Raw genomic sequence first — 12562 nt, forward strand, 5'->3', positions numbered from 1 at the left:
GTGGCGGCGCGGGGCCGCCGGGGCTACGTATGGATACGTAGACACGCGTACCGCGGACCGGCTGACCGGCGCGGCGGACCAGTACGGCACGGAGGCACGGATGCGGCGCACGGAGACGGAGGGCCGCGGACCCGTCCGGTACGGGCCGCCCCAGCCGGAGGTCAGCCTCCCGGCCCTGCCCGAGCTCGCGGCCGCCGCGGCGGCGGCCGCGGGCCGCACCCCGGCCGAGCCGGCGGGCGGCGGCCCCGCGCTCCTCGACGCCGCGAGCGGCTACTGGGCACGGCGCGGCCTGCCCGTGGAGCGCGACCAGGTCGTCGCCGCCCCCGGGGCCCCGCCCCTCCTGCTCGCCCTCACCGCGGCCCTCGGCGGCGACGTCCTGCTGCCCCGCCCCTGCGCCGCCTGGTGGGCGCCCCAGGCCCGGCTGCTCGGCCGCGACGCCTACCACGTGCCGACACCCGCCGAGTGCGGCGGCGTCCCCGACCCGTACGCCCTCCTGGAGACCGTCCGCCGGGTCCGCGAGGAGGGCGGAAGACCCCGGCTTCTCGTGCTCTCCGTCGCCGACGACCCGACCGCCACCGTGCCGCCGCCCGAAGTGCTCCACGAGGCGGTGGAGGCCGCCGCGGGCGAAGGCCTGCACGTCGTCAGCGACGAGACGTGGCGCGACACCCTGCACCACCCCCGCGACACCGTCCTGATCGGCCCCGCCGAGATGGACCACGAACGCGTGACCGTCCTCTGCGACCTCGCGGGGTCCTTCCTGCCCCCGGCGCTGCCCGCCGCCGTCGCCCGCTTCCCCGCCACCGCGGCGGGCGCCGCCCTGCGCGCCCGCACCCTCGACGTCCTCACCGCCCTCGGCGCGACCCTCGCCGCACCCGCCGCCGCGGCGGCGTCGTACGCACTCGGCGAACCGGACCCGGTCGTCGAACGGCTCGCCGCCGCCGTCCGGCTGCACGCGCGCGTGGCCGACGCCGCACGGCACGCCCTGCTCGCCGCGGGCGCCCTCGTCGGACCCCCGCAGGCCGGCCGACACCTCTACGCCGACCTCGGCCCCCTGCGCTCCGCGCTCGCCGCACGGGACATCCGCGACGCACAGGACCTGGAGGACCACCTCGGCGCCCGCCTCGCCATGCCCGCACCGGGCGGCCACCGCTTCGGCGACGACTTCGACGCCCTGCGCGTACGCCTCTCCACGGCTCCCCTCCTCGGCTCCACCCAGGCGGAACGCCAGGAGTCGCTCACCGCACCGGACCCCCTGGAACTACCGCACGTGCACCGTGCGTTGATCACGTTCGCCGCGGCCTTCGACGACCTGCGCACGGACGCCGCGCAGCGGACGGAACCGCCCCACTGACCGTCTCACCGACCCCGCTTGCGGTACTCGCGCACCAGCAGCCGTACGGCCGCGGGGACAGCGGGCCGCGCCGACGAGACGAGGAGCCCGGCCCCCTTGGCGCGGGCGGCGTCGGCGGTCGCCTCCTCCATCCCGATGAGTGCCCGGCCGAAGGCACGGTGGGCGGCGGGAAGGTGCCCGACCATCGCGTGGGCGGCGCGCAGGGACGTACGGGCGGCGTCGAGCTGCCGGGCGATCAGCTCACACACACCGGCGGTCGCCCGCCTCTCCACCAGGTCCTCCCGCGTCACCCCGTGACGCTCCAGCACGTCCCGGGGGAGAGCCACGCGGCCCACCCCGAGGTCGTCGGCCAGGTCGTTGACGAAGTCCAGCCGCTGGCTGCCGTCGATGAACGCGCGGCAGGCGGCGCGGAAACCGGCCGGTTCGGCCTCCGGCGCGAGCACGTCGGCGAGGAGCATGAACGCGGGCAGGGAGTAGGCGTCGACGTACCGCTGGTAGTCCGCCTCCGTGGCGAACCCGGCGAAGTCCAGCTCGACGGCCGCGCCGTCGAGGAACACCTCGACGTGCCGGGCCAGACGCGGACGGGCCGCGCACGCGTGCAGCACCGGACGCAGCACCCCGTGGTCGCTGCGCCCCGAGGCGAGCGCCTCGCGGACCTGCCCGGTCCACCCCTCGTAGGCGGCCGTGCGCTCCCGCAGGGGCCCCTCCCCGTCCAGGAGGCCGTCGGTGTGGTGCATGAACGCGGTCGCGGCCAGCAGGTGGGGGACGACCGACCGGGGCAGCAGCAGCCGGACGGCCGCGTACTGGGGGAACCGGTACCGCGCCACCACCCGGCGCTGCCGCGTGAAATCGGCGCGCAGCCGCTCGCCCCGCACGCCGGCCGCGTCCAGCGCGGCATCCCACGAACCCATCCCCGCGCCCCCGCTCCCTGTCCGGTCCGGCCGCCCCTATGCCAGCGCGTGCCTGACCTTGCGCCACAGCGCCGGCGCCACACTGATCACCACGGTCAGCGCGACCGCCACCGCCACGCCCTCCCACGGCTCCTTGAAGAGCGACCCGCCGAGGATACCGATCAGCTGATACGTCACCGCCCACGCCAGACACGCGGGTACATCCCCGCGGGCGAACTGACGCAGCGGCATCTTCGCCATCAGGCACGCCAGCATCACCGGGATCCGGCCCGCGGGCACGAGCCGCGAGAGGACCAGGACCATCACCCCGTGGTCCGCCAGCTTCTCCTGCGCCTGCGTGAGACGCTCCTCCGGCGCCCGGTCACGGATCGCCTCCAGCCAGCGCGAGCCGTTCTTCGACCTCATGCCGCGCCGCCCCAGCCAGTACAGGGAGACGTCCCCGAGGAACGCGGCGAAGGCCGCGACACCGAAGACGATGAGCAGCGAGAACGGCGCCGTCTGATGAATAGCCACCACCGCCGCCGAACTGACCAGCGCGCCCGTCGGCACCACGGGCACCAGCGCGCCGACCGCGACGAGCAGGAACAGCGTCGGATAGCCGACGGCCTGCTGCGTACTCTCCGGCGTCACGCCGGCCACTGAGGCAAGCATCACCTGGACACCTCCGGCAGCACGCTCTCCCCGTGCGCGAGCCGGTGCACCGACACCTCGGGGGCGAGCCGGGCCGCATGACGCACGAACTCGTGCCCCGGCGCGTGGAACTCATGCGGACGTACGGCATCCATACCAAGAGGCCAGTACGTTCCGTAGTGCACCGGAACCGCGCTCCGCGGCCCGATCCGTGCCAACGCCTGCGCCGCTCGTTCCGCGTCCAGGTGGCCGTGGCCCAGATACGGGCCCCAGCCGCCCACCGGCAGCAGAGCCACGTCGACGGCCCCGACCTCGTCGGCCATCCCGTCGAACAGCCCGGTGTCCCCGGCGAAGTACGTGCGCGCCTCGCCCTCCACGACATAGCCGAGCGCGGGCGAACGGTGCGGGCCGACGGGCAGCCGCCGCCCGTCGTGCAGCGCGGACACGACGCGTACGACGACGTCGCCGACCGGGACCTCGTCGCCGGGCACGACCTCGGTGAAACGCAGGCGCGGGAGCCGGCGCCGCAGGCCCGGCAGGGACCGTGCGGTGCCGTGCGGGACCAGGGCGCGGGTGCCCGGCGCGAGGCGGGCCAGCGACGGCACGTGCAGGTGGTCGGCGTGCAGATGCGACAGGAGCACGACGTCGGCGAGCGCCGCGGCCCGCGGCGGGAGGGCGCCTCTGCGCCGCCGCAGGTGCGCGAGACGGCGGGCGAACAGCGGGTCGGTCAGTACGCGGACGCCCGAGTCCTCGACCGTGCATGTGGCGTGACCCCACCATGTGACCTCGACGGGCACCCGGTTCCTCCTTCGTGCGACTGTCTCCGAGCCTACGGCCAGGAGTAGGGTCTGCGGCTGAGACCGAAGGTCAGGGGGACGCCGTGGAGGATGCCGTGGGCACCGCCGTCGTGGGCGCCGTACGCGTCGCGGCGATCGCCAGTCTGACGCCCCTGGAGGAGCTGGAGGCCGACCCCTTCCTGGTCGACTCGCGCAGCCAGCACGCGATGTGCGCGCGGTGGGCCGCCGCGCAGGGGTACGTCATCACACGCGAACTCGTCGTACGAGGGCTGCGCGCCGATCACGCCGTGCTGTGGGGCGACGTCGAGGCCGGCCTCGTCGACCTCTTCGTCGTGCCGAGCCGCAGGGTCCTGGAGCGGGCGCTGAGGTCCGCGGACGAGTTCACGGCGGAGTGTGCGCGGCGGGGGGTGCGGGTGGAGACGGCGGGGCTTGCGGAGCCGGCGTACGACTCCCGCATGAAGGCGAGCGTTCATCGGCGGCTGTCCATGCCGACGGCCGGGTACGACGGCTGTTGACGGCTCCCTCTCCGCCGCTCCGCGGCGGGGCTTCGCGCCGCTCCGCGGCGTGACCGCTCCTGCGCTCCGCGCCGCACGACTCCGCCGCTCCGCGGCGGTTCTCCCACCCGCCCGCCCGTACAGCGCGCCCCAGCGCCCGGTCACGCTCCGCCGCTCCGCGGCGGTGGGCTCCGCGCCTCAGCGACCCGTAAATCTCCGCCGCTCCGCGGCGGTATGACACGCTGGGGTGGCACAGCGGGGGGCGGAAAGGGTCTGACGTGGGGCGATGGCGGAAGGTCGGGAGCGCCCTGTGGCGCGTCGTGGCGGTATGGGCCGTCAGCACGCTGACGATGCTCGTGCTCGCCGGCATCCTCCCGGACTTCAAGCTCCAGTCGGACGACGGCGACAGCGCCACCCGCATCGCGATCACCGCCGCGTCCGGCGCCGGCGCGTTCGGTCTGCTGTCGGTCCTCGTGTGGCCTCTGCTCGTGCGCGCTCTGCTGCTCGTGCCCGCGCTCGTGCTCGGCGTGCTCGCGTTCTTCCTCAACGGGTCCTTGCTGCTGCTCGCGCTGAGCCTCATTCCCGAGGGGCGCGGCGAGGCCGGTGCCGAGACCGCTGTCGTGGTCGCCGCGGTGATGTCCGCCGTCGCCTCGGCGACGGGCGGCGCGCTCGCCGTGCGGGACGACGACGCGTACCGGCGGCGGCTGTACCGGCTCGCCGACCGGCGGCGGCGCCGGGGCGCCGACGGGGCGCCCGGCCCCATCGCCCCCGGCACCGTCTTCATCCAGCTCGACGGCGTCGGCCACGACGTCCTGACCAGTGCCGTCGAGCGAGGGCTCATGCCTACGGTCGGGCGCTGGCTGGGGGAGGCGGGGGACACGGGACACACGGGGGCCGCCACCCACCGGCTCACCCCCTGGCGCACCGACTGGTCCAGTCAGACCGGTGCCAGTCAGCTCGGCATCCTGCACGGCTCCAACCACGACGTGCCCGCGTTCCGGTGGTACGAGAAGGACACCGGCGAGGTCATGGTCAGCAACCGGCCCGCCTCCGCCGTGGAGCTGCAGCGGCGGGCCGTCGAGCGGACCGGTGACGGCGGGCTCCTCACCGTGGACGGCGCGAGCCGCGGCAACCTGTTCAGCGGGGGCGCCGAGCAACTCGCCCTGGTGCTGTCCGTGGCGGCGAGGCGAGGGAAGGAGAACCGGTCGCGGGCCGGGTACTTCGCGTACTTCTCCGACCCCGCCAACGCCGTCCGTACCGCGCTGTCCTTCGTCGCGGAGGTCTTCCGCGAGATCGGCGAGTCCACGGGCGCCCGGTTCAGGCGGCGCCGCCCGCGGGTGGGCCGCGGTGGCCTGTATCCGTTCATCCGCGCCTTCGCGACCGTGGTCGAGCGGGACGTCGTGGTCGCCGCCGTCATCGGGGACATGCTCGCCGGGCGCAGCGCGGTCTACGCCGACCTCGTCGCGTACGACGAGGTGGCGCACCATTCCGGTCCCACGGGCAAGGACGTCGACAAGGTGCTGCGGCGGCTCGACCGGTCGCTCGCGCTCCTCGACCAGGTCGCGGACCACGCGCCCCGCGCCTACCGGATCGTGGTGCTCTCCGACCACGGTCAGAGCCCCGGCGAGACGTTCCGTGCCCGTTACGGCCTGACGCTCGGCGATCTCGTCCGGGCCGGCTGCGGGCTGCCCGTGCCGCGCAAGGCGCAGCGCACGCACAGCGGCGCGGAGGCCAGGGCGGCGGTGCGGGCCGCGCTGCGCAGGCCCGTGGAGGAGGGCGCGGAGCAGCGCAGGCCGGTGCGGCGCGCCGAGCCGATCGTGCTGGCGTCCGGCAATCTCGGGCTCGTGTCGTTCCCGGACGTGCGGCACCGCATGACGCGTGAGGAGATCGACCTCAGGCATCCGGCGCTGCTGCCGACGCTCGCCAACCATCCGGGCGTCGGTTTTCTGCTCGTGCGCAGTGCGGAACGGGGCGCGCTGGTGCTCGGGGCGCGGGGTGCCGAGGTGTATCTGGACGAGGACCCCGTCGATCTCGGGCCGCTCGCCGATTTCGGGCCGGGGGCGGCGGAGGCAGTGCTGCGAACCGACGGTTTTCCGCACGTCGCGGACATCATGGTCAACTCCTGGTACGACCCGGAGGAAGGGGAAGTCCTCGCCTTCGAGGAGCAGATCGGTTCGCACGGCGGGCTCGGCGGGGCGCAGTCCCGGCCGTTCCTGCTGTCGCCGCTCGTGCTCGGCGATCCGGTGGCGGACGGCGGGGAACTGGTCGGCGCCGAGCGGGTCCACCGCGTGCTGCGGGGCTGGCTGGGGGAGGACGCGGGGCCCGAGGTGCCGCTGACCGCCGACGTCGTCGACGCCATCGACGTCATCGACTCCGTCGACCTGGACGATTCCCTGTCCGGTACGCCGGACGGCACAGCTTTTACTGTCCCCGACCGCGCCGTGCAGGACAAAACACGCTGATTTGTGGCAGCGTCCGCCGTGCCCGACCATGTCTTCCGCCCGGCGATCCCGGGCGCCGGGCACGACGAGAGGCGCACCACCCCATGCACGACACCGGAACCGTGGCACCGTCGGATCCGGCCCCCGGCCCCGTGGACGCGCAGAGCAGGCACGCCCGGCGTTTCGGGCTTCCGATCGCCACCTGCCTCGTCATGGGAAACATCATCGGCGGCGGCATCTTCCTGCTCCCGGCCTCGGTCGCCCCCTTCGGCACCATCAGCCTCGTCGCGTTCGCCGTCCTGACCGCGGGCGCCATCGCCCTCGCGCTGGTCTTCGGGCGGCTCGCGGAGCGCGATCCGCGGACCGGTGGGCCGTACGTCTACGCCCGCGCCGCCTTCGGTGACTTCGCGGGGTTCCTGGCCGCCTGGTCGTACTGGATCACCACGTGGGTGTCCAACGCGGCGCTGGCCGTCGCCGCCGTCGGCTACCTCGATGTCCTGATCCCGGTCAACGACCACAAGTGGTCGGCGTGTGTGGCCGCGCTGGTCCTGCAACTGCTTCCCGCTCTCGCGAACTTCGCGGGCACGCGGTACGTCGGCGCCGTCCAGCTGGTCGCCACCGTCCTGAAGTTCGTGCCGCTGCTGCTCGTCGCGGTCGGCGGTCTCTTCTTCTTCGACAGCGCGAACCTCGGGCCCTTCCAGGCGAGCGACGACAGCCCGATGGGTGCCGTCTCGGCCGCCGCCGCGATCCTGCTCTTCTCCTACCTGGGCGTGGAGTCCGCGGCCGTCAGCGCCGGCGAGGTCCGCGACCCGCGCCGCAACGTCGGGCGCGCCACCATCCTCGGCACGCTCGGCGCTGCCGTCGTCTATCTGCTCGGCACGCTCGCCGTCTTCGGGACGGTCGCGCACGACAAGCTGGTGGCGTCCACCGCGCCCTTCTCCGACGCCGTCGACGTGATGTTCGGCGGGTCCTGGGGCGGCACCGCGGTCGCCTGCGCCGCGCTGGTCTCGATGGTCGGGGCGCTCAACGGCTGGACGCTGCTGAGCGCGCAGACGCCGTACGCCGCCGCACAGGACGGGCTGTTCCCGGGCGCGTTCGGGAAGAAGAAGCGCGGTGTGCCGACGGTCGGCGTGCTGGTCACCGTCGTCCTCGCCTCGCTGCTCACCGTCTACAACTACACGGCGGGCTCGGGCGGCGTCTTCGAGTCCCTCGTCCTGATCACCACGTTCACGGCGACGGTGCCCTACCTCCTCGCCACGGCCGCGCAGATCTACTTCCTGGTGTCCGGTCAGCGCGACCGCGTGCACCGCGGGCGGCTGGTGCGGGACGCGGTCCTCGCGGGCGCCGCGTTCGCGTTCTCCATGTGGCTGGTCGCCGGGTCCGGGTACGCGGCCGTCTACCAGGGCGTGCTGTTCCTGTTCGTGGGCGTGCTCGTCTACGCGTGGATGGCGGCCCGCAAGCAGCGGGCCGCCACCGAAAACCACTGAGAAGCCGGTCGCACCTACCTCGCCAGGGGCGCGACGACCCAGCGGCGGGTCTTGAACATGCTGTCCGGCGAGCCGATCTCGATCAGCTTGCGGGCCGCCGGATAGGCCTCGTTGCCCTCCAGCTCATAGCCGACCTCGAACGTGCCGGGCACGTCCGTGACCTGCGGCTGCCCTTCCGCCGCCGCCCGCTGTCCGGGCTCGTCGGCGGTGACCGCGGCGAGCTCGGCGAGCAGCTTCCGCTGCGCCGCGTCGAGCGCCCTGCGCGGGTCCCGCTCCAGCGGCGCCGCCGTCGCCTTGCCGCCCTTGGGCGGCGGGGGCGACACCTCGGTGCTCGGCTCGCGCGTGACGCCGGTGGCCCGGCGCGTCGCGATCTGCGCCTGGACGGCCGTGCCGTCGTTGTCGAGACCGACCCGGATCAGACCGCGTCCCGGCGTGATGACGGGCACGCCGTCGAAGACCTGCCGGAACGTCACGTGCGTCTGGAGCGACACGGGGCGCCCGACCTCGGAGCCGTCCTTGGTGCCGGAGTTCTGCATCAGGTCGTGCACGCTGTCGACGACGAGGTCGGCGCCGTCGGCGTACCGCTCGGCGAACGCGCGCGCCGCCTCGATCGCCCGCTCGGTGGGCAGCTGCTGGGTGTTGCGGTGGTTGGGCTCGGCGAGCCGCACCCAGCGGACGCCCTCGGGGCCCGTGGAGATGACGCGGTCGCCGGAGGACGCGTTGAGCACGCCGAGCCGGTCGACCTGGACCTCCTGCAGTGCCGCCGACGGGAAGTCGGCGAGCTGCCCGAGCGCGCCGAGCTCGGCGCTCGGCTCGCGGGGCGCCAGCTGAACGATCCGGTGCTGCCCGGGAAGCTGGGCGAGCGGCTCCCTGATGCCTTCGCGGGCGTAGTACCAGCGCCACGCGTACCAGTTGTCCGGCACGTGCTCGCGGAAGAAGTTCCGCTCGGTGTTGAGGCGGTTGGTGGCCTCGGCCTGGGTGGCGCCGACGGCGCAGACGGAGGGCGCCTGACCGTGGTGGATGTCCCAGCTGGCGTTGAGCCAGGCGTCGCAGTACGTCTGGCCCGCCCGCCACTTCTCCCAGAACTTCTTGCCGTAGTCCGGGCTGTCGATGCTGACCGTCTCGAACCCGAAGATCATCCGGAAGCCGATGTTGGGTCCGGCCCAGGTGCGGATCGGGGAGTGCCCGCCGAGGACGCGCAGCGAGGTGCACGTCGACCAGAAGACGTAGTTCGCCTTCTCGTTGCCGAGTGCCATCCGGTTGGAGACGGCGTCGCTGCGGCCGTCCCAGACGGCGCCGAGCGGCGCGAAGAAGACGCCGTTGTTGTCCATGCCGCCGTGGCCGGAGTGGTAGACGGCGACGACGGCGTCCATGCCGTAGCGGTCCTGCCAGTTGTCGTACGTCTCCTCGTACGCCCACACCTGTGCGCCGCCGTCGGCGAACCAGAAGTTCCGGTCGTAGAACTGCTGGAGGTACGCCAGCCAGCCGGTGGCGTCGCCGTGGGTGTGGAAGAGCGGCGACTGGTTGACGAACTTCTGGATGCTGAAGGCACCCCACCAGCCGAAGGTCGAGTCCCGGTCGCCGGCGGCGCCGGGCTTCTCGGGTTCGAGCGGGGACGGACCGTGGTCCGAGTAGTTGATGCGCATGGCCATACCCCCTGAGAGATCTCCTCGTGCTGTGCGCGAGGGGGCCTCAAAGTGTCACCGCGGACGCGCCTTGCCCAGTTGCCATTCCGGCCATCGGCCCCCTGCCACGGGCCTGTTCCCGCACCTCAGAAGCCTCTGTGGCGCGGCGGCCCACACAACGTGTTCGTATCGCTCGACGCGTACCTGCGCACCCCGCTCGAACACCTCCGTCGGCCCGCTGTGCCCCGCGCGGCCCGTTTTCATCCGGAGTGTGATCGGATGGAGGCCAACGGAACTTCCGTTCACGGATCCGCATTGAAGGGAAACGCATCGTGGCTACCACGCGCTCCGCGCACACGGTCTGGGAAGGCTCTCTGACGGAGGGTTCGGGCACCGTCACCTTCGACTCCTCCGGCATCGGGGAGCAGCCGGTGTCCTGGCCGTCGCGCGCCGAGGAGGCGAACGGCAAGACCAGCCCGGAGGAGCTGATCGCGGCCGCGCACGCCAGCTGCTTCGCCATGGCGCTGTCGCACACCCTGACGGGCGCGGGCAACCCGCCCTCCCGTCTCGTCACGTCCGCCGACGTGACCCTGCAGCCCGGCACCGGCATCACCGGCATCCACCTCACCGTCGAGGGCACCGTGCCCGGCATCGACGAGGCGGCCTTCGTCGAGGCCGCCGAGACCGCGAAGGGCGGCTGCCCGGTGAGCCAGGCGCTGGCCGGCACCACCATCACGCTTTCGGCCAAGCTGGCCTGACCCGGCGCCTGTTGACAGTGCCGTCACCCCTGTCGGGGTGGCGGCATTGTCGCGTGCGGCATTGACATCAGCCCGCTCAAGTTTTGTGATGGAGAACGGAGTAGACCGGGAAACGGGGGACGTGAGCTCGCGGCGGAAGGGACTGAACCATGGCACGTGCGGTCGGGATCGATCTCGGGACGACGAACTCAGTGGTGGCCGTGCTGGAGGGAGGTGAACCCACCGTCGTCGCCAACGCGGAGGGCGCGCGCACCACCCCCTCCGTCGTCGCCTTCGCGAAGAACGGCGACGTGCTGGTCGGCGAGGTCGCCAAGCGGCAGGCCGTCACCAACGTGGAGCGCACCGCGCGCTCCGTCAAACGCCACATGGGCGACGGGAGTTGGCGCTTCCCGGAGAGCGGCGACGTGGACGGCACCCGCTACACCGCGCAGGAGCTCTCCGCGCGTGTCCTGCAGAAGCTCAAGCGCGACGCCGAGGCCTACCTGGGCGAGGACGTCACCGACGCGGTGGTCACCGTGCCCGCGTACTTCGACGACACCCAGCGCCAGGCCACCAAGGAGGCGGGCGAGATCGCGGGCCTCAACGTCCTGCGCATCGTCAACGAGCCGACGGCCGCCGCCCTGGCGTACGGCCTGGACAAGGGCGACGACCAGACCGTCCTCGTCTTCGACCTCGGCGGCGGCACCTTCGACGTCTCGCTCCTGGAGATGGGCGAGGGCGTCATCGAGGTGAAGGCCACCAACGGCGACACGCAGCTGGGCGGCGACGACTGGGACCAACGGATCGTCGAGCACCTGGTGCGCCAGTTCAAGAACGGGCACGGCGTGGACCTCGGCAAGGACAAGATGGCGCTGCAACGCCTGCGCGAGGGCGCCGAGAAGGCGAAGATCGAGCTGTCCTCGTCGAGCGAGACGGACATCAATCTGCCCTACATCACGGCGTCCGCCGAAGGTCCCCTGCACCTCGCCGAGAAGCTGACGCGCGCCCAGTTCCAGGAGCTCACCGCGGACCTGCTGGACCGCTGCAAGGCGCCTTTCCACCAGGCGGTGAAGGACGCGGGCGTCAAGCTCTCCGCCGTCGACCACGTCATCCTGGTCGGCGGCTCCACCCGCATGCCCGCGGTGACGGACCTGGTCAGGGAGCTCACCGGCAAGGACCCGCACAAGGGCGTCAACCCCGACGAGGTCGTCGCGCTCGGCGCGGCGCTCCAGGCCGGCGTCATCCGCGGTGACGTGAAGGACGTGCTGCTGCTCGACGTGACCCCGCTCTCCCTCGGCATCGAGACCAAGGGCGGCATCATGACCAAGCTCATCGAACGCAACACCACGATCCCCACCCGGCGTTCGGAGACCTTCTCCACCGCCGAGGACAACCAGCCCTCGGTCGGCATCCAGGTCTTCCAGGGCGAACGGGAGATCGCGGCGTACAACAAGAAGCTCGGCGTCTTCGACCTGACCGGGCTGCCGCCCGCGCCGCGCGGCGTCCCGAAGATCGAGGTCACCTTCGACATCGACGCCAACGGGATCATGCACGTCTCCGCGAAGGACGAGGCCACGGGCCGCGAGCAGCGCATGACGGTGACCGGCGGCTCCGCGCTGCCCAAGGACGACATCAACCGCATGGTGCGGGAGGCCGAGGAGCACGCGGAGGAGGACCGCAGGCGCCGTGAGGCGGCGGAGACCCGCAACCAGGCGGAGCAGCTCGTCTACCAGACGGAGCGTTTCCTGCGGGAGAACGGGGAGCGGGTGCCCGCCGACACGAAGACCGAAGTCGAAGCGGCGACCGCCGAGTTGAAGGACATCCTCAAGAACCGGTCCGACGACACGACGGCCCTGCGCACCGGCGCCGAGAAGCTGGCGGCGGTGAGCCAGAAGATGGGTCAGGCGATGTACGCGGACTCCGGCGGGGGCGCACAGCGGCAGGCGGCCACGGAGACCCCCGCCGAAGAGGGAGTGGTGGACGCCGAGATCGTGGACGAGGAGGACAAGCGCGCCGGAGAGAAGGGCGACGGGGACACGGGCGACGGGGACAAGGGCGGCGACCGGTAGGCGCTGCGGGGGCGGGTGGG

The 12562-nt window shown here is 72.9% G+C and carries 10 protein-coding genes; 6 read left to right on the forward strand and 4 right to left on the reverse strand.

Features of this window, described 5'->3' with window-relative positions:
* Positions 1-100 precede the first annotated feature (100 nt).
* A complete protein-coding gene (locus DEJ47_RS32145) occupies positions 101-1351 on the forward strand; it encodes an aminotransferase class I/II-fold pyridoxal phosphate-dependent enzyme (protein ID WP_150174193.1) in 1251 nt (416 codons plus the stop codon).
* A gap of 5 nt (positions 1352-1356) precedes the next feature.
* Here DEJ47_RS32145 and DEJ47_RS32150 read toward each other — a convergent pair whose 3' ends face one another.
* From DEJ47_RS32150 to DEJ47_RS32160, 3 genes are read right to left on the reverse strand one after another with little or no spacing between them, the layout of a single operon-like run.
* A complete protein-coding gene (locus DEJ47_RS32150) occupies positions 1357-2262 on the reverse strand; it encodes a phytoene/squalene synthase family protein (protein ID WP_150174195.1) in 906 nt (301 codons plus the stop codon).
* Between the two features lie 36 nt (positions 2263-2298).
* Complete coding sequence (locus tag DEJ47_RS32155; RefSeq protein WP_150174197.1) at positions 2299-2913, reverse strand: DedA family protein; 615 nt, start codon at positions 2911-2913, stop codon at positions 2299-2301.
* Positions 2913-3689, reverse strand: coding sequence for an MBL fold metallo-hydrolase (locus DEJ47_RS32160; protein ID WP_150174199.1), 777 nt, complete (start codon positions 3687-3689; stop codon positions 2913-2915). The genes DEJ47_RS32155 and DEJ47_RS32160 overlap by 1 nt, the downstream gene beginning before the upstream one ends.
* A 110-nt stretch (positions 3690-3799) precedes the next feature.
* Between DEJ47_RS32160 and DEJ47_RS32165 the strand changes: the two genes are divergently transcribed.
* The 3 genes from DEJ47_RS32165 (at position 3800) to DEJ47_RS32175 (ending at position 8111) form a co-directional block, all read left to right on the forward strand.
* The gene (locus DEJ47_RS32165; protein ID WP_150176011.1) at positions 3800-4204 is read left to right on the forward strand and encodes a hypothetical protein; all 405 of its coding nucleotides are present in this window, start codon (positions 3800-3802) and stop codon (positions 4202-4204) included.
* Positions 4205-4533: 329 nt separating this feature from the next.
* On the forward strand, positions 4534-6645 hold the full coding sequence (locus tag DEJ47_RS32170; RefSeq protein ID WP_263398927.1) for an alkaline phosphatase family protein: 2112 nt from the start codon (positions 4534-4536) through the stop codon (positions 6643-6645).
* A gap of 83 nt (positions 6646-6728) precedes the next feature.
* The gene (locus tag DEJ47_RS32175; RefSeq protein WP_150174203.1) at positions 6729-8111 is read left to right on the forward strand and encodes an amino acid permease; all 1383 of its coding nucleotides are present in this window, start codon (positions 6729-6731) and stop codon (positions 8109-8111) included.
* Positions 8112-8125: 14 nt separating this feature from the next.
* Here DEJ47_RS32175 and DEJ47_RS32180 read toward each other — a convergent pair whose 3' ends face one another.
* Entirely contained in the window at positions 8126-9763 is a 1638-nt protein-coding gene (locus tag DEJ47_RS32180) for a DUF6345 domain-containing protein (RefSeq protein WP_223828571.1), read from the reverse strand.
* Positions 9764-10068: 305 nt separating this feature from the next.
* Here DEJ47_RS32180 and DEJ47_RS32185 point away from each other — a divergent pair, with 305 nt between their 5' ends.
* Complete coding sequence (locus DEJ47_RS32185; RefSeq protein WP_150174206.1) at positions 10069-10494, forward strand: OsmC family protein; 426 nt, start codon at positions 10069-10071, stop codon at positions 10492-10494.
* A gap of 149 nt (positions 10495-10643) precedes the next feature.
* Complete coding sequence (gene dnaK / locus DEJ47_RS32190) at positions 10644-12542, forward strand: molecular chaperone DnaK (protein ID WP_150174208.1); 1899 nt, start codon at positions 10644-10646, stop codon at positions 12540-12542.
* Positions 12543-12562 lie beyond the last annotated feature (20 nt).

It is taken from the genome of Streptomyces venezuelae (genome assembly GCF_008642355.1).
Taxonomy (GTDB): Bacteria; Actinomycetota; Actinomycetes; order Streptomycetales; family Streptomycetaceae; genus Streptomyces; species Streptomyces venezuelae_B.